Consider the following 18,281-nt stretch of genomic DNA (forward strand, 5'->3'; position numbering starts at 1 on the left):
GGGCGCGGCGGGTCGTGGCGGGGTCCTCCGGGCGTGGAGCCCCTCTCACCGGGTGCGGATCACGGCACCTCGGCGGCGAGGACGCGGTCGGCGGTGATCTCCGCGTCGGCGTCCATGTCGTTCTTGCTCGACTCGGTCATGCGCCACACGCACAGCATCGACATGACCGACAGCAGCGAGAGCATGATGCCCACCCCGAGCGTGTTGCCTTCGGCGACCATCGCGGCGGCGGCCAGCGGCGGCAGCGCACCGCCGAGGATGCCTGCGAGGTTGTAGCCGAGCCCGGCGCCGGTGTAGCGGTAGCGGGCCTGGAACAGCTCGGGGAGCAGGGCGCCGGCCGGGCCGTAGGCGATGCCGAAGATGATGAGGGTGACGAACAGGACCAGGGCGAACGCGATCGGCGAACCGGTGTCGAGGATCGGGAACACGAACAGCGTCCAGATCACGGCCAGCGCGACCGAGGTACCGATGACCTTCTTGCGTCCGATCCGGTCGGAGTAGATGGCGGAGACCGCGATGGCGGCACCGAAGATCAGCGCGGCGAGCATGCCCATGCCCAGGACGAACGGCCGCGGGTGCTCGAGGTTCTTGGTGGCGTAGTTCGTCAGGAACGAGGTGCCCATGTAGAAGAGCGAGAACAGCGAGGTGAGCGCGCCACCGGCGATGAGGATCTCCTTCCACTGGAAGCGGATCGCATCGGCGAAGGGCAGCGTCCGGGGCGCGGTTTCCGTGGCGGCACGCGCGCGGTCCTGCTTGAAGACGGGGGTCTCCTCGACCGAGATGCGGATCCACAGGCCGATGAGGACCAGGACGGCGGACAGCAGGAACGGGATGCGCCAGCCGTACTGCATGAACGGGCTGTTGATGTCCGCGCCGTCGCCGGCGATGAGGGAGAACAGCAGGAAGGTTCCCGAGGAGAGGAAGAAGGCGAAGGCCACGCCGAGCTGGGGCCACATGCCCATCAGCCCGCGCTTGCCCTTGGGTGCGTACTCGGCGGTGAGCAGCGTCGCACCGGCCCATTCACCGCCGACGGCGAAGCCCTGGAAGAAGCGGCACGCCACGAGCAGGGTCGGCGCGAGGATCCCGATGCCGTTCTCGAACGCCCCGAAGGCCCCGGTGTCGTAGCCGGGCAGCAGGCCGATGAACACGGTCGCGACGCCCATGATCATGAGCGTCCAGACCAGCGTGCGCTTGCGACCGATCCGGTCACCGAAGTGCCCGAAGACCGCCGCGCCGACGGGCCGCGCGAAGAACGCGACGGCGAACGTGGCGAAGGACGACAGGGTCGCCGTGGCGGGGTTCTGATCCGGGAAGAACAGGGTCGGGAAGACGAGGGCCGCGGCGGTGCCGTAGATGAAGAAGTCGTACCACTCGATGGTGGTGCCGATCGAGGAGGCCGCGGCGACCTTCGCGAGCGAGGTCTTCTGGGTGGCCGGGGGCTGATCCGGCGACGGCGCCGGATCGCCCGCGGGGAGGTTCGTGGCAGTCAAGACAACTCCAAGTCCTGTGAGGGGCCGCCGGGTGGAGTCCCGGCGCTGTGGTCCCCGACGCGTGAACGTCGATTGACGGACAAGGTATGTGATGACTGCCACACCCTCATACACCCGAAAGTGGAGGGTGGGTGATCTGGCTCACGCGGTGGGTGCGGAGAGCTCGTGCGGTGTCCTGGTCCGGAACCACTCGACAGTGCGCGCGAGACCGTCCGCCCACGGGACGGCCGGCTCCCAGCCGAGCGCCTCGGTCGCCAGCGCGGTGTCCGGGCGCCGGACCTGCGGGTCGTCGACGGGGCGGTCGATGTACCGGATCCGCGAGGACGAGCCGACCGCTTCGATGACGTCGCGGGCGATGCGCAGCACCTCGAGCTCGTTGGGGTTGCCGATGTTCATCGGCCCCGCGTGGCCCGACTCGGCCAACGCGAGGATCCCGCGCACGAGATCGTCGACAAAGCACACCGACCGGGTCTGGGACCCGTCGCCGGCCACGGTGAGTTCCTCTCCGCGCAGCGCCTGCCGGATGAAGGTCGGGATCGCCCGCCCGTCGTGCGGGCGCATGCGGGGGCCGAAGGTGTTGAAGATGCGCACGATCGCCGTGTCGACTCCGTGGGTGGTGCGGTAGGCCTCGGTGAGCGCCTCGGCGTACCGCTTGGCCTCGTCGTACACCCCGCGGGGGCCGACCGGGTTGACGTTGCCCCAGTACGTCTCGGGCTGCGGGTGTACGAGTGGGTCGCCGTACACCTCGGAGGTCGAGGCCAGGACGAACCGGGCGCCCTTGTCGCGGGCGAGGCCCAGGGCGTTGTGTGTCCCCTGCGACCCCACCCGGAGGGTGTGGATGGGTAGCTTGAGATAGTCGATCGGCGAGGCCGGGGACGCGAAGTGCAGGACGAGGTCGACCGGGCCCGGGACGTGGACGTAGTCGGTGACGTCACGCTCCATCAACTGGAACCCGGTATCCGCGGCGAGGTGCGCGAGGTTGTCCGGTGTGCCGGTGAGGAAGTTGTCCAGGGCGACGACCTCGACGCCGCGGCGGCGGAGTTCGGTGCACAGGTGGCTGCCGAGGAAACCGGCGCCTCCGGTGACGACGGCCCGTGTGATGGTTCGGGTCATGATGTGGTCCTCCCCGTGTCGTGGCTGAGTAGGTCGAAGGCGGATCCGAGCACCTCGTCGGTCCGCACGGCGTCCAGTCGTGGATCGACGACGTCACCGTGGGGGTCGCCCCACGAGTCGGCGTCCGGGTCGCCGTGCCACAGGACGTGGTGCAGATGAGGGTCGATGAGCGGGCCCCACCAGCGGGGCGGGACGGGGCCGAAGAGGACCACCGACGGGGTGGCCAGCGCCGTCGCGAGGTGAGCGATGCCGGTGTCCCCGCTGAGGACGAGTGCGGCCCCGCGGACGAGGTCGGTCAGGGCGTCGAGGTCGAGTGCTCCCCCGACGTCGGTCGCGCCGGGGGTCGGCCCGGCGACCTCGGCCGTCAACTCCGCCTCGTCGGCCGAGCCGGTGACCACCACGCGGTGACCGTCCTCGGCCAGCACGCGCGCGACGGCCGCCCACCGCCCGACCGGCCAGCGTCGTGCGGGCGCGGCGGCGCCGGGGTGGACGACGACCGGCCCCCCGGGTGCCCGGCCGGATGATCCGCCGGGCGAGCGGTCGGCGCGGGCGGGGTCGGGGTCGGGGTCGGTGAGGCGGAGGTCCTCGGGGCCGCACGGTCCGCCGGCGTCGCTCACCAGGCGGCACCACCGGTGGACCTCGTGTTCGTCACGGCGCCAGGGCGGGCCGGCGTGCCCCACCTCCGGGCAGTCGAACCCGATGAGGCGGCCGGGGTCCGTGGCGGTGAGGAGGCCGCGACTGGCCGGGCCGTTGCCGTGCAGGTCCACGGCGATCTGTCCCCCGCGGATCGGCCCGAGCGGGACCAGGCCGGGGGTCGGCAGTACCGCGTCGACGACGCCCAGGCGCGCCAGCCACCCGCCGACCCCTGCGGGGGCCGCCAGCACGAGCCGGGACCCCGGTGCCAGACGTCGCAGGCCCCGCAGCGGGGCGATGCCGGTGAGGGCGTCCCCCATCCCGAGGGCACGGAGGGCGAGCACGTCTCCGGATCCGATGTCCTCCGGCCGCACCGCCCACGGCTCCTCGCGGGCGACGTCGACGTGCGTGGGCACCCCGGCCGCCCGGAGCGCCTCGGCGGTGTACGGCTCAACCGGCATCGCTGATCCGATCGAGGATCGAGGTCGTGGACCGACCGGACAGGAGCGGGAGGATCTCGACCCGGCCGCCCCAGCTGTGGACGAGCGGCGCCTCCGGCAGGTCGGCCACGCGGTAGTCACCGCCCTTGACCCAGACGTCGGGCCGCAGTGTGTCCAGTGCCTCACGCGGGTCGTCCTCGTCGAACACCACCACGGCGTCGACGCTGGCCAGCGCCTCGAGCAGCGCGCGCCGGTCGGCGACCGGGTTGACCGGCCGGCCGGGCCCCTTGAGCCTGCGTACGGAGGCGTCGGAGTTGAGCAGGACCACCAGCAGGTCGCCCAGCTCACAGGCGGCCCGCAGGTACTGCGCGTGTCCGGCGTGCAGGACGTCGAAGCAGCCGCCGGTCGCGACGATCACCCCGCCCGCCTCGCGGGTGCGGGCGATGCGGTGGGCGAAGCCGTCGAGGGTGCTCGGGGCGGGCTGGTTGCCCCGGCCGCGGAACCCCGCGGCGCCACCCTCCGCCACCCACCTGGAGGCGTCGGCCACGGCCCGGGCCGCCGCGGTGGCCGCCGACTCCCGCCGGCTCAACGACGCGGCGATCGACGCCGCGACGCGGTCACCGGCGCCGCACGGGTCGCCGGCCTCGCGCCCGCCGGACGGGATCTGCCTCAGGTCGTCCCCCTCGGCGAGCCAGGCGCCCTCGGAGCCGACGGTGACGACCACGGCACGGGCCTCCCACGCGCGGCGGAGCGCACGGGCGAGGTCGCCCGGCCGTTCCGGGTCGGCGTCGAGGCCGAGGGCGCCCGCCGCGTCGAGGGCCTCCGCCAGGTTCGGGGTGACGACCGCGCACCCGGGCACGGGCGGCCCGCCCCGGGGGTGCGGGTCCCAGATCACGTCGCCGTCCCGCGCGGCCTGTTCGAGCCCCGCGCGCACCGCCGGGTCGCGGGTGGTCCCCGCGCCGTAGTCACTGACGAGCACGACCGCCCCGGCCAGCGCGTCGGCCAACCCGGCGGGGTCGACGTCGCGCGGGGTGGCCGGCCCGCCGTCGTCCACGCGGAGCAGCGTCTGGCCGCCGGCCCGGATACGGGTCTTGGTGCGGGTGCCGCCCTCGTGCCCGAGCGCACGGACGTCGATGTCGGCGAGCTCGGAGCGCAGCGTCTCCCCGGCGGCGTCGTCGGCCAGGGGCGCGACGAGCCGGACGCGGGGCACGCGGTCGATGCGCGCGCACATGAGCGCCGCCAACCCGGCGCCGCCGGGACTCACGCGCGTGTGATCGGCGTCCACGACGGGGACGGGGGCGTCAGGGCACAGCCTGGTCGACGTGCCCTCGAGGTCACGGTCGAGGACGACGTCTCCGACGACGGCCACGGGGTCAGCGTGCATTGTCCACCTCTCGGCTCCGGGGCAGCCGCGTGTCCACGGCGGCCGCGAGGGCGTGCAGGAGCACCAGGTGACACTCCTGGATCACCGCCGTGTTGCAGGAGGCGACCCGTATCGACTCGTCGCATTCCTCCTCGAGCGGGTTGGGTCCGCCTCCGGTGAGGGCCCATGTGGTGACGCCGCGCTCGCGCGCCCGGCGGGCGGCGGCGATGACGTTCTCGCTGGTGCCGCTCGTGGACAGCAGTACGAGGATGTCACCCGGCGAGGCGTGCGCCTCGACCTGGCGGGCGAAGACCTCCGCGTAGCCGTAGTCGTTGCCGATCGCGGTGAGTCCGGACAGGTCGGAGGTCAGGGCTATCGCGGAGACGGGACGCCGGTCCTCGATGAACCGTCCGACGAACTCGGCCGTGAAGTGTTGGGCCTCGGCCGCACTGCCGCCGTTGCCGGCGGCCAGGAGCCTCCCGCCCGCGAGCAGGCGCGAGGTGAGCCGGCCCGCCCACCGGTCGAGGGTGGGCCCGTGTCGGGCGACGTCGTCGAGCGCCGCACGCAGTCCCCCGAGGTGCGACTCGAGCCACCCGCTGGCGGGGGCCGCGTCCCCTGCCGTGCGGGGGGCGGCCGTCCGCGCGGCGTCCGCGTAGGCGGTGAGGGTCGCGTCCACGACGCCGTCCCAGGAGAAGAGCGCCTCGACCCGGCGGCGCGCGGCGACGCCCATGGCCTCCGCGCGGTCGCGGTCGTCGAGCAGCTCGGTCACCGCGCGGGTGACGGCGGCCTGGTCGCCGGGTGGCACGAGTAGCCCGGTGACCCCGTCGTCGACGGAGTCGAGCAGCCCGCCCACGGCCGTGCCGACGAGGGGGCGGCCGCACGCCATGGCCTCGAGCTGGACCATGCCGAAGGGTTCGTACCACGGGGTCACCACCACGACATCGGCGGAGGCGAGGAGAGCGGCGGCGTCCGGGCGGTCGAGCCGCCCGGTGAAGGTCACCCGGTCGTCGACCCCGAGCTCGCGCGCGAGCGCCTGCAGCCGCACGGCCTCGGGATCGCGGTCGAGTTCCGCACGGTCGGGCCCGCCGGCCACGACGAGGTCTGCGTCGGGGATGGAGGTGAGCGTGCGGATGGCGTGGTCGATGCCCTTACGGGGCACCATCCGGCCGAGGGAGACGATCCGTCGGTGGCCGTCGCGGCGCGGCGGCAGGTGATCCGCGCGCGTCCGGTGGGCGTCGGGGTGGAACAGCTCGAGGTCGACCCCGCAGGGGATGACGTGGATACGGTCGGGGTCGGCGCCGAGGTCGACGAGCTCGCGGCGTTCGTCGCGGCAGCTGGCCGTGACGGCGTCGGCCCCGGTCGCGAGCGCGACCTCGTCGGCGAGGCGGCCGGGCGGGCTGGTGTCGGCGCTACCCTGGTGGCGCCGCTTGACCACGCCGAGGGCGTGGAACGTCTGGAGGAAGGGCACGTCGACCGTCTGCCGGGCGCGCTGCACGGCCAGCCCGGACATCCAGAAGTGGGCGTGTGCGACGTCGGGGACGCCGTCGGAGAGCCAGTGACGCGCCAGCGCGCGCCCGAACTCGTCCATGTAGGGGGCGAGCTCGTCCTTGGGCAGCGGTGCCGGGGGGCCGGCGGTGACGTGGACCAGCCGCACCCGCTCGGCGAGCTGGATCGTCTCGGGCGCCGAGGCCGATTCTCTGCGGGTGTAGACGGTGACGTCGTGGCCCCGCGCGCCGAGGCCGGTCGCCAGCTCGGCGACGTAGACGTTCTGCCCGCCGGCGTCCTCCCCCCCGAGTGCGGCCAGGGGGCTCGCGTGTTCCGAGACCAGGGCGATCCTCATGTCGTCACCTCCTGCAGGACGGTGTCCCAGTCCGCGAGGAAGCGGCCGAGTCCGTAGTGGCGCAGCGCGTGGTCCCGGGCGGCGGCACCGGCCGCCGCGGCGGCGTCGCGGTCGTGGAGCCAGTCCCGGGCGCGCGCGAGCAGTTCGTCGGGGTCGTTGCTGAGCAGGCCGGCCTCGGGCGGCACCGCGTGGGGCGCCTCGGTGGTGCTCAGCGCCAGGACCGGCATGCCGAGCGTCATGGCCTCGAGCAGGGCCAGGCCGAGGCTGGTCCACCGGTACGGGTGGAAGTAGGCGCGGTGCCGGCCGAGCGTGCGGTGCAGTTCTGCCTGGGGCGGGTTCTCGTGCAGCGTCGGCGCGAGGTGCGGCGCGAGCTCGGCGAGCTCGTCCATCCCCATGCCGTAGACGTGGAGGGGGACCTGACGTCCCAGGTCCACGACGAGGTCGGTGCCGGCGATGCGGCCACGGCGTACCGGTTCGTTGACGACGACAGCGAGGCTGGCGTCCTCCCCCGTCCACGACCGCCCCGGGTCGACGATGCCGTGCTCGACCACGCCGGTGCGCGCGGATCCGCAGTCCCACATCATGCGGTTGAAGCGGGTCACGTGGATGACGGGCACCCGGTCCTGGTCGGCCATCGGGTGCCGGGACCCGGCCGCGTGCTCGCGGGGGGTGTCGTGCTCGACGTAGACGGCCGGCACGTCGACGCCGGCCCGCAGTCCCGTCCACTCGCGAAGCAGGTCGACCTCGTGGGCGCGTTGGAGGATGACCACGTCGATCCCGCCGTCCGAGGCCTGCTCGCGCAGCTGCCCGGGGTCGAGTTCGGACACCGAGGCGGGCCAGTCCCACGTCTGCGCGCGGCCGCGGCCGTCGGGGCCCCGGTCCGGCAGGACGGGCACGAGGTACTCGTGGTCCCCCTGGACGAAGGACGTGGTCCAGGAGCCGTGGACGTGCCAGATCAGGATGCGCATCGGGCCCTCCACTCCGTGGCGAGTCCGGTGACGGCGGCGACCACCTCGTCCGGCGGGACGCCGGTCAGGCACGGGTGCCCGTCGACGGGGCACTCGCGGGCGCGGGTGTCGCGGCACGGCGCGTGTTGGTCGCCGAGGAGCCGCACGGGCACGCCCCAGGGCGCCCAGCGGTCGGCGGGGACCACCGGGGAGAACAGCGAGACGACGGGGGTGCCGACGGCGGCGGCCAGGTGGGCGGGGCCGGTGTTGCCGACGACGACGACGGCCGCGCTCTCGAGCACCGCAGCCAGTTGCGCTAGGTCGGTGCGACCGGCGAGGTCGAGGACGTCGCCGCCGGTGCTGCCGGGGCACGCGGCGAGGGTCCGTGCGACCAGGTCACGCTCGCCGAGGCCGCCGGTGACCGCGACGAGGTACCCGGCGTCGCGCAGCGCCGCGACGATGCGCCCGGCGTGGGCGGGCGTGAGCGACCGGGCGGGGACGGAGGCGCCGGGGTGGACGACGACGAGGTCGCGCCCGTCGCCCGGGAGCAGATCGGTCACGTCGGGGAGCGGGTGTCGCACGGCGAGGCCGGGGATCCGGTCAGGCCGCCGGGCGCCGGCCGCGACGGCGATCTCGACCGCGGCCTCGACCTCGTGCCCGCCGCCGGGCGGGTCGTCGCGGCGGACGCGTACGTCGAGCAGAGAACCGGGGTAGTCGACGCTGGCGGCGGCGATGAACGGCACCCCGGCCAGCCGCAGCAGCAGCGCCATCGGCAGGGGGCTCTGGTGGAACGAGGTGAACACCGCCGCCCGGTCGTAGCCGCCGGACGCGATCCGCTCGACCAGGTCCGCGGTGGCGGCGCGGTCGACCGGCGGCGGACGGAAGCCCGACCAGGGGGCGTCGTACACCAGCACCTCGGAGACCGCCGGGAGGAGCCCGGCGGCCGCGAGGCCCTGGGAGGAGACCAGCAGGTCCACCTCGTCGCCCGTCTCGGCGAGCAGGGCCAGGGCGGGGCCGCAGAGCAGCACGTCGCCGTCGGAGTCGAGCCGGACGGCCAGGGTGCGTCCCATCAGCGCAGCACCTCCCCCACCGCCGTGAGCAGGTCGGGGGCGACGCACGGGGCGTCGCGGACCTCCTCGGGCCGGGTCACCGGGGTCGGCACGAGGACCGGCCGGGCGCGTGCGGCCAGGGCGGCCTCGACGTCGGCGCCGATGTCCCCGATGACCACGCACTCACGCGGGTCGACTCCGAGGTCGGCGGCGGCGCCGGTGACGAGACCGGGTTCGGGCTTGCGGCAGCCGCACCCGTCCTCCGGTCCGTGCGGGCAGTACCGCCAGGTGTCCATCCCGCCGACGAGCTCGTCGACCCGGGCGTTGACCGCGCGGACCGCCGCCTCGTCGAGCAGTCCCCGGGCGATGCCGGACTGGTTGGAGACCACGCCGACCGCCAGGCCGGCGGCGCGGGCCCGGTCGACGGCCTCGCGGGCGCCGGGCATGAGCTCGACCTTCGCCGGGTCCCCGTTGTAGGGCACGTCCCGCACGAGGGTGCCGTCGCGGTCGAACAGCACCGCGCGGGGCGTCGGCGGCCACGGTGTCGCGTCACGGTGGCGTCGCCACCCGTCGATCCGGTGGCGGACCGCCGCGAACGGGATGGTGAGGGAGGTCGGGACCATCCGGCGCAGCTCGGCCCGGAACTCCGGGTGGCCGGGTCGGGGCCCGGGTCCGAGCCGGATGGCCAGGAAACGAGCGGTGAGGCCCGCCCAGACCAGCGCACCGACTCCGGCCGCCGCGCCAGCCACACGGGCGGTACAGGCCGCGCGGGCGGCGCCGGCATCGGTCCCGGTCGCGAGGCCCGCGGCGGGGGCGGTGCGCGCCCACGCGCCCGCGGCCACCGCCGTGGCGGCGCCACCCGTGGCGGCCAGCGCCCCGGCCACGGTGGCCACGTGATAGCCGAATCCGCCGCCCGGGGCCTGTGCCACCTCGCGCCAGCGCGGGCCGTGCAGCCTCCGCATGAGGGCGTCGTCGGCGTTGCCGGCCTGCAGGCGCAGGCTCACCCCGTCGTCGGCCGGGCGCACGGGGTGGATGATGTGCCGCGCACCACGGGCGAGCGACCAGCCCGCGCGGCGGACCCGCAGCGCGAGATCGGCGTCCTCGCGGAAGGCCCGGGGGAACCGCTCGTCGAAGCCCGCCACCTGCTCGAGGGCCGCACGGCGGTACGCCATGTCCGCGGTCGCCCAGTCCGCACCCTCGAGCGCGGCGACGTTGCGCTCCCAGTCCGTCGGCGGGCGATCCGTCGGACGCGGCACGCGGATCGAGGCCTGCGTGGCACCCGTGTCCGGGCCGCACGCCGCGAGGTCGTCCACGAGCCCGGAGAGCCACCCGTCGGGCAGGATCACGTCGTCGTCGAGGAAGGAGATCCACTCCGGGGCCGACTCGTGCGTGGCCCGCCAGCCACGGTTGCGGGCGGCGGCGGGCCCGCGCCCGTAGCCGCGGACGACCCGCAGCGGCCAGTCGACTCCCGGCAGGCTCGCCGTCAGCGGGTCGACCCGTCCCGGCCGGTCATCGACGAGCACGACCTCCACGGGTGCCGGGTGAGTGTCGTCGGTCCGCTGCGCGGCCAGGGAGTCGAGCATCGCCTGCAGGCACGGTCGACCGATGGTGGGCACGACGATCGCCCAGCGGGGGGCTCGGCTCATGCGTCACCGCCGACCACGAAGTCCGCGCGGCGCACGAGGTGCGGGCCGAGCACGAGCGCGGCGACCGGCGCCGACCCGAACAACTCGAGGGCGTCACGGGGATCGTCGACCATGGGTCGGCCGGCCGTGTTCAGACTCGTGTTGACCAGAACCGGGACGCCTGTCCGCGCCTCGAAGGCGCGCAGCAGGTCGGCGACCCTGGGCGTGTCCGCGTCGGAGACGGTCTGGACCCGCGCGGTGCCGTCGGTGTGCACGACCGCGGGCAACCTGTCCCGCCATTCGGGCCGCACGGTGTGCACGAACAACATGTACGGACTCGGCAGCGGGCCGTCGGTGACGATGTCGGCGGCGCGCTCGGCGAGGATCATGGGGGCCACGGGCCGGAACTGCTCGCGCCCCTTGACGTCGTTGAGCCGCTCGACGTTCGCGGCCCGCGTCGGGTTGGCCAGCAGGGACCGGCGGCCCAGCGCCCGGGGACCGAACTCACTACGCCCGTCGAACCACGCGATGACACCGTCGTCGGCGAGCAGATCGGCCACCTCGCCCACCAGATCATCCGGGGTGGTGAAGGGCACGCGGGCCGCGGTCAGCCACTGCGCCAGCTCGTCGTCGTCCCATCCACGCCCCGCAGCGGGGTCCACGGCACCCGGGGCGAGCTCGTCCTGCTCGCGCGCCAGGTGCAGCGCCGCCCCCAGGGCGGTGCCGGAGTCGCCGGACGCCGGCTGGACCCACACCTCGTCGAACGGCCCCTCGCGCCAGATCCGCGTGTTGGCCACGCAGTTGAGCGCGGTCCCGCCCGCCATGGTGAGCACCCGCTCCCCCGTCTGCCGGTGCAGCCACCGGGCGTTCTCCACCAGCACCTCCTCGACGCCGGCCTGCACCGACGCGGCGAGGTCGGCGTGCACGCCTCCCCACGTCCCGTCGTCGACGCGGCGGGGCGCGAACCGCTCCCACTCCGGGGCGCGCGCGGTGAACCCCCCGTCCGGGTTCGCGTGCAGGCTCTCACGCAGCTCCGGCAGGAACCGCGGCTCGCCGTAGGAGGCCAGCGCCATCACCTTGAACTCGTCGCTCGAGCGCAGGAAGCCCAGGTGCTCGGTGAGCGACTCGTAGTACAGGCCCAGCGAATCGGGCAGGTCCTGGCGGTGACAGATCTCCAGCTCGCCGTCGCGGTAATGCCCCGCGAGCTGGGAGTGCCGCTCCCCTCGGCCGTCGTTGACCAGGACCGCACACGTGCGGTGCGGCCCGGCCAGGGCGGCGGAGGCGGCGTGCGCGACGTGGTGCTCGACGAACCGCACCCGGTCGGGGTCCAGCCCGGGCAGCGCCTCGGCGAGGAACTCCGGCGCGCGCCGCACGTAGTCGATGCGCACCGGGTCGAAGGGGTCGTCGGGCTGCAGCGCCGCCAGCTCGGGGTCGAAGGCGTACCCCACTGCGTCCAGATCCGCCGCGGTGATGCCGGCCTCCTCGAGACACCAGCGCATCGACAGCTCCGGCAGCTCCCACGCCGAGAACGGCACCGGCCGCTTGGCGTGCTTGCGGCGGGAGAAGCGTTCCTCCTCAGCCGCGGCGACCACTCGCCCGTCGACGACCAGCGCGGCGGACGAATCGTGGAAGGTGGCATTTACTCCCAAGACGATCATGGCGCGACCTTAGGCCCGATCGGGGGGAAGTGGCCACCGAACGCGCGAAGCCTCAGCTCTCGTAGCGCCTTGCCGCGCTGGACTTCTGGCTCTCCTCGAGGGCCAGGAAACGCGCCTCGACGTGCGGTGGCAGGACCCGCCGATCCCTCGCCACCCAGGCCGCGCCGCGGAGGGCGTCGAGCACCCCCGCCGCGGTGACCCGATCCCGCGGCGCGCCCGCGAGGACGTCCCGCGTACGCCGGAGCGCGGCGGGCAGCGGCCGGCGCAGCCACGTGAACCACAGGGTGTTCCGGATGCCGTGACGGCGGCGCAGATGCGGATCGCGCAGCACCGACGCCTGGTGGTGCACGGTCATCTCGGGCAGGTAACACAGCTCCCAGCCGGCGGCGGCGAGGTCGGCCGCGAGCAGCTCCTCCTCGCCCCCCAGCCACAGACGCTCGTGGAAGCCGCCGACCTCCCGGTAGGCCTCGGCCCGGACGATGCTCGCCCCCGCGAGGAAGCTGCCCAGCGCCGGCCCGGGGAGCCAGTCCGGGCCGCGCACCGGCGAGTTCTCCAGCTCCGGCACGATCGGGTCGTCCTCACCGCCCGGCTCCACGACGATCCGCGCCGTGACCACGCCCAGCCGCGGATGCGCGTCGAGGGCGTCCGCACCGGCGCGCAGCGAACCCGGATCCCACCACGTGTCGTCGTCGCAGAACGCGACGTAGGGGGTGGTCGCCGCGTCCACCCCGAGGTTGCGGCCGACCGCGCCGAGGTTCGTGGGGCTGGCGATGAGCCGCACGCCCGGGTGCTGGCGGGTGACGGCGTCCGCGGTGCCGTCGGTGGAGCCGTTGTCGACGACGATGACCTCCGGGCGCTCGGGCAGCTCCGCCAGCCGGTCCAGAGCGGCGAGCGCCTCCTCGCGGCGGTTCCAGGTGATCATCACCACGCTCACCCTGGGATCCCGACCTTCCGGCTCCGGTACGCTGCTCATCCGACTCTCCTCTCCCGTGTGCGTCCACGCGTCCCCTGTGGGGCTTCTACCCGTCGTCCGCCGCGCGGAGCCGCCCCCGCGCGCGCAGGGTGGGCTCCCCGACGACCCGGCGCGCCGCGAGTGCGGCGGGGATCCGCGGCACCGCGCTGAGGAGCCCTCTCCGTCCGTCCGCGCTGCGCATCCCGTCCACGACCTCACCCGCGACCGCGCCCGCCGGCAACCGGAGGACCGCGGTGAGGAGCCGGCTGCGGGTGAGGCCGGCCCGGCGGATCCCCGGCGCGTCCCGCACCGGCGACGGGTGGTGGTGGGCCACGAGGTCCGGGACGTGACAGATCTGCCAGCCCGCGTCGTGCAGGTCGAGGGCGACCCGCTCCTCCTCGCCGGGGAAACGGATGACGTCGTCGAACCCGCCCACCCCGAGGAACGCGTCGCGGCGGACGATCGCACCGCATCCGACGAAACCCAGCAGGGCCGGGCCCGGGGCGTCGGGTGCGGTGCCCAGGGGCGAGTCGGCGAGGACCGCGTTGATCGGGTCCGGCTCGTTCGACGGCCCCACGAGGATGGTGCCGGCGGCCAGGCCGAGGCGCGGATACTCGGCGAAGAGCCGCACCGCCCGCTCGAGGGAGCCCGGTTCCCACCACGAGTCGTCGTCGGCGAACGCGACGAGCTCGGTCCGCGCCGCCCGCGCACCGACGGTGCGGGCCCTCGCGGCGAGGTTCTCGGGCGACGCGATGACACTCACGTGGTCGCCCGCGGCGCGGCACACCTCCACCGAGTCGTCGTCCGAGGCGTTGTCCACGACGATCACGGGCGCGTCATGGCGGGGCAGGGTGGCCCTGAGGTCCTCTCGCCGGTTCCTCGAGGCCACCACGACGGTCACGTTGGTGTTCACCGGCCCGAGGCTAGCCCGACGAGCCGGGGCTGGCGGGGCGGAGCCGCGTCGGGCAGGCTCGACGGGGTGCGCGTACTCATCGTCGGTTGGTCCAGTCCCCTGCACGGCGAGGCCACGGCCGGCGACGTCCTGGCGATGGAGGCGGTGGCCCGTCGCCTCACCGCCGACGGGATCGGTCACGACACCGCCTGGAGCGCGGTGATGTGCCCGCCCGGCGGCCTCCGCCTCGACGACGTCGACCCCGCCCGCTACACCCACGTGGTCTTCGTCTGCGGCCCCGCCAGCGGCGACGCCGCGGTCGAGATGCTGGACCGCTTCCCCCGCTGCCGACGGATCGCTGTCGGCGTCAGCGTCGTGGACCACGCCGATCCACTGCTCGACCGGCTCGACGCCGTGATCGCCCGCGACGCCCCCGGTTCGACCGCGCGACCCGACCTGGCCACACACGTCCCGCCACCGGCGGTGCCCGTCGTCGGGGTGTACCTGACCGGTGGCCAACAGGAGTACGGCGACCGGCGGCGCCACGAGGCCGTGATCGGCGCACTCACCGACTGGCTGGGTGGCCTGGACGCGGCGCTGCTCCCGCTGGAGACCCGACTCGACCCCCGCGACTGGCGACTGCCCTCGACGCCCGGTCAGGTGAGCTCGGTGATCGCCCGCATGGACGCCGTGGTGACGATGCGGATGCACGGACTCGTGCTGGCCCTGCAGGCCGGTGTGCCCGCACTGGCGATCGACCCGATCAGCGGTGGCGGCAAGGTGTCCGCGCAGGCCGCCGCGTGGGACTGGCCGGCGGTCGTCGGCGCCGACGACCTCGGCGCGGGCGCCCCCGGCGCGGACGCGTTCACCGCCGACGGCCTGGGCGCCCCCGGCCCCGGTGAAACCGTTCTCGACCACTGGTGGCGCTGGTGCCTGTCCCCCGACGGCCGCGCCACCGCCCACCGACGCGCCGACGACCGGCCGTCCGACGACATGCTCGACGACCTGATGGAGGCGCTGCGGTCGCGACCGGAAGCGCGTCGGCGCGAGTCGCTCTAGTGTGGCCGGGACGCCGACCGCGAGTTCCCACCCGAGCACGAAGGAGAGCGCCCGATGACCCGACCCACCGCCCGAGTAATGGGTGACCAGTCCCTCGACTTCCTCCGCTCCGGCTATCTGTTCGCCTCCCGGGTGCGTCAGCGGGCGGGCGTCTCCCCCGAGTCGCAGACCCCGGTCCGCCTCCGGCTGATGGGCCGCAGCACGGTGCTGCTGCGGGGCATCGACGGCGTCCGCGCCTTCTACGACGCCGACAAGGTCAAGCGAGACGGGGCCATGCCGTCGTTCATCCGGCTGCCGCTGTTCGGCCCCGGCTCCGTCCACAAGCTCGACGGCCGCGCGCACGCGGCTCGGAAGAACGCGCTCGCGGACATGGCCTACGACGACGACCGGGTCGCCCGGTTCGCTCAGCTGGTGGCCGACGAGCTCGAGGAGATGCTCGACCGGTGGGCGCGCAGCGGCGGCGGCACCGTCTACGACGACACGTCGACCGCGTTCGGCCGGGCGGCGTTCCGGTGGGCCGGGCTGCCGCTCACGCCGCCGGAGGCCGACCGTCGCGCACGGCAGATGAGCCGGCTGCTCGACACGTTCGGGCGCGTCGCGACCAACCCGGTCGCGGAGTTCGAGCGCGTGCGACTGGACCGCTGGGCCACGGGACTGATCCGCGCGGTGCGCTCTGACGACCTGCGGGCCGAGCCCGGCTCCGTCCTGTCGGCCATGGCGGACCTGCGCGACGAGAACGGCGCGCCCGTCGACGACCGCACCGCGGCGGTGGAACTGCAGAACCTGACCCGACCCACCGTGGCGGTGGCCCGGTTCGCCGCGTTCGCGGCGGTCGCCCTCGCCGAGCATCCGCGGTGGGCGGACCGGATCCGGGAGGCGGCGTCAACGACCGGTCGGCTCACGGACATCCCGGAGGCCGTGGCGTTCGCCCAGGAGGTCCGCCGGGTCTATCCGTTCGTTCCCATGCTGCCCGCCCTGGCCACGACGGACTTCGAGGTCCAGGGCTGCCCGGTCCGCAAGAACCAGCTCGTCCTGCTCGATCTCCTCGGCACCGACACCGACCCCAACCACTGGCCCGACGCCACCACCTTCGACCCCGGGCGCTTCATGGGTGTCGACGACGCCGAGGCGCTCGAGGCGTTCATCCCCCACGGCGGGGCCGGGGTGCGCACGGGCCACCGCTGCCCCGGCGAGAAGATCGCCGTGACCGCGCTGTCCGCCACCGTGGCCGCCCTGTGCCGCCCCGAGGTGCGCATCAGTCGGGATCCCGACGACATGACGTTCCCGTGGACCCACATGCTCACCCGACCCGCTACCGGCGTGCGGGTGACGTGGCAGGAGCCGCAGACCGCGACGACGTAGAGCCGCGCCGCCGCCCCGCCGTCGCGACGGCGGGGCGGGCGGCGGAGGTACGGCGGGGGCGGGTCAGGGCAGGAAGCCGAGCAGCCTCGCCCGGGCCACCGACTCCATTCGCGACCGCGTCCCGAGCTTGGTGCCGATGTTGCGCAGGTACGCCTTGATCGTCTCCGGCGAGAGCGACAACCGCGCGCCCACCTCCGCGTTGGACAACCCGAGCGCCACCTGCGCGAGGACGTCGATCTCCCGGGGCGAGAGCACCGACTTGGCGGAGGCCGGCACCTCGCCGACGTCAGGCGAGCGCCCGACCCCGGCGAGGGCCGACCCGGCTGCCAGCAGCCTGTCACGCAGCGCCGGGTCGCCCAGCTCCGCGGCGATCGCGCGCAGCTCACCGTGCAGCACCCGCAGCTGCTCACGATCCGAGGCCTCCAGGCCGACCGTGTGCTCGGCGGCGGCGACATCGGCCATGCGCAGTCGACGGTCGACCTCGTCGCGGACCCGGAACTCCGAGGCCAGCTCGGCGGCCACCGAGTTGAACGTCCGGGTGACGTGGTCGCCGAGCTGGGTGGCCACGCGCGCCGACCCGTAGAGGATCGTGCGCGCGACGCCGGAGACCATCACCGGAACCGAGATGATGGCCCGCAGGCCCTCCTGCCCCACCGCCTCGGCGTAATGCCGGGTGATCCCGGAGCAGTCCTCGTAGTCGCGGACCGTCGCCGGTCGCCCGGACGCCATGACGTGACCGCCGAGCCCGCGCCCCTTGGCCACCTGCAGACCCTGCATCGAGGTGGTCCGGGCGCCGATGAACCGGCTGAGCTGGGCGGTCTCGCCGTTCCCCTCCCCCGCGAAGACGATCGGGAGCCCGGACTCCTGTCGGGCCCTGCGCAGTGCGCCCAGGACGGCGTCCGAATCACTCGGCCGGAGGGTGGTCATGGCAACTCTCCTCGTACTGACGGGTCAGCTCCGCGCGGAGTCGCGGATGCTGGTGATGATCGCACTGAAGTCCTTGTCGCCGTTGTCCTGCGCGAACTCGTCGTACAGTGCCGCGGCCGCCGCGCCGAGCGGCGCCACGGTCCCGGTGCTCTCCAGCGCGGCCAGCGCCAGGCCCAGGTCCTTGTTCATCAGTGCGGTGGCGAACCCGGGCTTGAACTCGTTGTTCGCCGGCGAGGTCGGGACCGGGCCGGGCACCGGGCAGTTGGTGTGCAGCGCCCAGCTGTTGCCGGTCGCCCCGGTGACGACGTCGAACAGCGCCTGGTGCTCGAGCCCCAGCCGCTCCGCCAGGACGAACGCCTCACCGATCGCGATCTGGTGCACGGCCAGAACCATGTTGTTGCAGACCTTCGCGGCCTGGCCCGCACCGGCGCCGCCGCAGTGGATGATCTTGCCCGCCATCGGCTCGAGGACCGGCTGCGCGGCCGCGAACGCCTCGTCCTCACCACCGACCATGAACGCCAGGGTGCCGGCGGTGGCGCCCTTGACCCCGCCCGAGACGGGGGCGTCCACCTGCAGCATCCCGGCCGACACCGCCTGCTCGTGGACCGCGCGGGCGTCGTCGACCGAGATGGTGGACGAGTCGATGAACAGCGTGCCCGCCTCGGCGGAACCGAGCACGTCAGCGTAGGTCGAGGTCACCAGCTCCCCGTTGGGCAGCATCGTGATGACCACGGCGGCGCCCTGCACCGCCTCGGCCGGCGACCCGCACACCGTCACCCCGGCCTCACGGGCGGTCTGCTGCGCGGCCTCGACCGGATCGAAGCCACGGACCTCGTGACCGGCCCCGACCAGATTGGCGGCCATCGGCCCGCCCATGTTGCCCAGCCCGAGGAACGCCACGGTCGGCTTGCTCGTGTCCACGTTGCTCATC

At 74.3% G+C, this 18,281-nt stretch carries 15 protein-coding genes; 2 read left to right on the plus strand and 13 right to left on the minus strand.

Annotated elements, in window-relative coordinates; genetic code table 11:
* Window positions 1-59: 59 nt before the first annotated feature.
* The 11 genes from VYL96_RS11855 to VYL96_RS11905 form a co-directional block, all read right to left on the minus strand.
* Window positions 60-1,490 (minus strand): MFS transporter, encoded by a 1,431-nt coding sequence (locus VYL96_RS11855; protein ID WP_131885286.1) that lies wholly within the window; start codon window positions 1,488-1,490, stop codon window positions 60-62.
* Between the two features lie 141 nt (window positions 1,491-1,631).
* Window positions 1,632-2,603 carry an NAD-dependent epimerase/dehydratase family protein gene (locus VYL96_RS11860; protein WP_131885287.1) on the minus strand — a complete coding sequence of 324 codons (972 nt, stop codon included), beginning with the start codon at window positions 2,601-2,603 and terminating at the stop codon, window positions 1,632-1,634.
* The gene (locus tag VYL96_RS11865) at window positions 2,600-3,697 is read right to left on the minus strand and encodes a glycosyltransferase family 9 protein (RefSeq protein ID WP_165928444.1); all 1,098 of its coding nucleotides are present in this window, start codon (window positions 3,695-3,697) and stop codon (window positions 2,600-2,602) included. Before VYL96_RS11865 ends, VYL96_RS11860 begins: the two co-directional genes overlap by 4 nt.
* Window positions 3,687-5,060, minus strand: a complete 1,374-nt coding sequence (locus tag VYL96_RS11870; RefSeq protein ID WP_131885288.1) for a PfkB family carbohydrate kinase — start codon at window positions 5,058-5,060, stop codon at window positions 3,687-3,689. Before VYL96_RS11870 ends, VYL96_RS11865 begins: the two co-directional genes overlap by 11 nt.
* Window positions 5,050-6,879 (minus strand): glycosyltransferase, encoded by a 1,830-nt coding sequence (locus VYL96_RS11875; RefSeq protein WP_131885289.1) that lies wholly within the window; start codon window positions 6,877-6,879, stop codon window positions 5,050-5,052. The genes VYL96_RS11870 and VYL96_RS11875 overlap by 11 nt, the downstream gene beginning before the upstream one ends.
* Window positions 6,876-7,847, minus strand: coding sequence for a glycosyltransferase (locus tag VYL96_RS11880; RefSeq protein WP_131885290.1), 972 nt, complete (start codon window positions 7,845-7,847; stop codon window positions 6,876-6,878). The genes VYL96_RS11875 and VYL96_RS11880 overlap by 4 nt, the downstream gene beginning before the upstream one ends.
* Window positions 7,835-8,896 carry a glycosyltransferase family 9 protein gene (locus VYL96_RS11885; protein ID WP_131885291.1) on the minus strand — a complete coding sequence of 354 codons (1,062 nt, stop codon included), beginning with the start codon at window positions 8,894-8,896 and terminating at the stop codon, window positions 7,835-7,837. The genes VYL96_RS11880 and VYL96_RS11885 overlap by 13 nt, the downstream gene beginning before the upstream one ends.
* Entirely contained in the window at window positions 8,896-10,521 is a 1,626-nt protein-coding gene (locus VYL96_RS11890; RefSeq protein ID WP_131885292.1) for an HAD-IIIA family hydrolase, read from the minus strand. Before VYL96_RS11890 ends, VYL96_RS11885 begins: the two co-directional genes overlap by 1 nt.
* Complete coding sequence (locus VYL96_RS11895; protein WP_131885293.1) at window positions 10,518-12,158, minus strand: carbamoyltransferase family protein; 1,641 nt, start codon at window positions 12,156-12,158, stop codon at window positions 10,518-10,520. The genes VYL96_RS11890 and VYL96_RS11895 overlap by 4 nt, the downstream gene beginning before the upstream one ends.
* A 52-nt stretch (window positions 12,159-12,210) precedes the next feature.
* Window positions 12,211-13,131, minus strand: a complete 921-nt coding sequence (locus tag VYL96_RS11900; RefSeq protein ID WP_131885294.1) for a glycosyltransferase family 2 protein — start codon at window positions 13,129-13,131, stop codon at window positions 12,211-12,213.
* 46 nt (window positions 13,132-13,177) lie between these two features.
* Window positions 13,178-14,023: a glycosyltransferase family 2 protein gene (locus VYL96_RS11905; RefSeq protein ID WP_131885295.1), complete on the minus strand. Its 846-nt coding sequence runs from the start codon at window positions 14,021-14,023 to the stop codon at window positions 13,178-13,180.
* Window positions 14,024-14,089: 66 nt separating this feature from the next.
* Between VYL96_RS11905 and VYL96_RS11910 the strand changes: the two genes are divergently transcribed.
* Window positions 14,090-15,061 carry a polysaccharide pyruvyl transferase family protein gene (locus VYL96_RS11910; protein WP_131885296.1) on the plus strand — a complete coding sequence of 324 codons (972 nt, stop codon included), beginning with the start codon at window positions 14,090-14,092 and terminating at the stop codon, window positions 15,059-15,061.
* Window positions 15,062-15,115: 54 nt separating this feature from the next.
* The gene (locus VYL96_RS11915; RefSeq protein ID WP_131885297.1) at window positions 15,116-16,423 is read left to right on the plus strand and encodes a cytochrome P450; all 1,308 of its coding nucleotides are present in this window, start codon (window positions 15,116-15,118) and stop codon (window positions 16,421-16,423) included.
* Between the two features lie 63 nt (window positions 16,424-16,486).
* On the opposite strand, the gene VYL96_RS11920 is transcribed toward VYL96_RS11915, so the two are convergent.
* Window positions 16,487-17,350: a LuxR C-terminal-related transcriptional regulator gene (locus tag VYL96_RS11920; RefSeq protein WP_131885298.1), complete on the minus strand. Its 864-nt coding sequence runs from the start codon at window positions 17,348-17,350 to the stop codon at window positions 16,487-16,489.
* Window positions 17,351-17,374: 24 nt separating this feature from the next.
* Complete coding sequence (mmsB, locus tag VYL96_RS11925; protein WP_131885299.1) at window positions 17,375-18,280, minus strand: 3-hydroxyisobutyrate dehydrogenase; 906 nt, start codon at window positions 18,278-18,280, stop codon at window positions 17,375-17,377.
* Between the last annotated feature and the right edge of the window lies 1 nt (window position 18,281).

Source organism: Dietzia maris, assembly GCF_036287335.1.
GTDB classification, from domain to species: domain Bacteria; phylum Actinomycetota; class Actinomycetes; order Mycobacteriales; family Mycobacteriaceae; genus Dietzia; species Dietzia cinnamea.

Coding starts and splice junctions, on each gene's coding strand:
- VYL96_RS11860 (WP_131885287.1), bottom strand. CDS start 2,603: ATGACCCGAACCATCACACGGGCCGTCGTCACCGGAGGCGCCGGTTTC.
- VYL96_RS11865 (WP_165928444.1), bottom strand. CDS start 3,697: ATGCCGGTTGAGCCGTACACCGCCGAGGCGCTCCGGGCGGCCGGGGTG.
- VYL96_RS11870 (WP_131885288.1), bottom strand. CDS start 5,060: ATGCACGCTGACCCCGTGGCCGTCGTCGGAGACGTCGTCCTCGACCGT.
- VYL96_RS11875 (WP_131885289.1), bottom strand. CDS start 6,879: ATGAGGATCGCCCTGGTCTCGGAACACGCGAGCCCCCTGGCCGCACTC.
- VYL96_RS11880 (WP_131885290.1), bottom strand. CDS start 7,847: ATGCGCATCCTGATCTGGCACGTCCACGGCTCCTGGACCACGTCCTTC.
- VYL96_RS11885 (WP_131885291.1), bottom strand. CDS start 8,896: ATGGGACGCACCCTGGCCGTCCGGCTCGACTCCGACGGCGACGTGCTG.
- VYL96_RS11890 (WP_131885292.1), bottom strand. CDS start 10,521: ATGAGCCGAGCCCCCCGCTGGGCGATCGTCGTGCCCACCATCGGTCGA.
- VYL96_RS11895 (WP_131885293.1), bottom strand. CDS start 12,158: ATGATCGTCTTGGGAGTAAATGCCACCTTCCACGATTCGTCCGCCGCG.
- VYL96_RS11900 (WP_131885294.1), bottom strand. CDS start 13,131: ATGAGCAGCGTACCGGAGCCGGAAGGTCGGGATCCCAGGGTGAGCGTG.
- VYL96_RS11915 (WP_131885297.1), top strand. CDS start 15,116: ATGACCCGACCCACCGCCCGAGTAATGGGTGACCAGTCCCTCGACTTC.
- VYL96_RS11920 (WP_131885298.1), bottom strand. CDS start 17,350: ATGACCACCCTCCGGCCGAGTGATTCGGACGCCGTCCTGGGCGCACTG.
- mmsB (WP_131885299.1), bottom strand. CDS start 18,280: ATGAGCAACGTGGACACGAGCAAGCCGACCGTGGCGTTCCTCGGGCTG.